This is a genomic window from Salinimicrobium oceani (assembly GCF_012037645.1).
Genome location: NZ_JAAVJR010000061.1, coordinates 1 through 899 on the forward strand (window position 1 = coordinate 1; position 899 = coordinate 899).

The window sequence follows — 899 nt, forward strand, 5'->3', positions numbered from 1 at the left end:
TGGTACTTGTGTACACAGCGGCTTTGGATTAGGATTTGAGAGGCTGGTGCAGTTCGCCACCGGGATGGGTAATATAAGGGATGTGATCCCTTTCCCCAGAACACCTCTCAACGCAGAGTTCTAAACGCCTCTCGTCCTAAAGTAGTCATAAAACAATCTGCGTTCGTTTACGTTTGTAGATTGTTTTTTTTATTTTTATAAAAAGCCCAAAAACCCTATGCTAAAACAGCAGTTAAATTTTAAACTTTCTCAAAAGCTCTCCCCTCAGCAAATTCAGTTGATGAAGCTTATCCAGCTGCCTACGCAGGCTTTTGAGCAGCGGCTTAAACAAGAGATGGAGGAGAACCCTGCCCTGGAAGGCGGGAAAGAAGAAAAAGACGAATACGAAGAAGATTATAACCAGGACGAGTATCAGGATGACGACCCGGGAAATGAAACCATCGAAGCAGATATTGATGTAGATGAATACCTGAGCGACGATGAGATTCCAAGTTACCGCCTCCAGGCAAACAATTACAGTGCAGATGATGAAGACAGGCAGGTGCCATATGCTTCGGGTACTTCTTTTACCCAATACTTAAAAACACAGCTCAGCACCCTGCGCCTCAACGAATCTGAGAAGGAGATCGCAGAATTCCTGGTGGGTAGCGTGGACGAAAGTGGATATATACGCAGATCAATTCAGGATATTGTAGATGATCTGGCCTTTACACAAAATGTGTATACAGACGAACCTACAGTAGAAAAGGTCCTGAAGCATGTACATGAACTGGATCCTGCGGGAGTGGGAGCAAGAAATCTTCAGGAATGTTTATTGATCCAGCTGGCCCGTAAAGAACAGACACGGCAGGTGAGTCTTGCCAGGGATATTATCGAAAGTTCTTTCGACCAGTTCAGCA

2 protein-coding genes are annotated in these 899 nt (G+C 44.8%); both read left to right on the forward strand.

The window, feature by feature from the left end:
- Positions 1 to 124, forward strand: a 124-nt coding sequence (locus tag HC175_RS15370; RefSeq protein ID WP_168139342.1) for an amino acid--tRNA ligase-related protein, incomplete at its 5' end; no start/stop codon positions are given.
- A 93-nt stretch (positions 125 to 217) separates the two neighbouring features.
- Positions 218 to 899: RNA polymerase factor sigma-54 (locus HC175_RS15375; protein WP_445326494.1), on the forward strand; the 682-nt coding region annotated here is incomplete at its 3' end.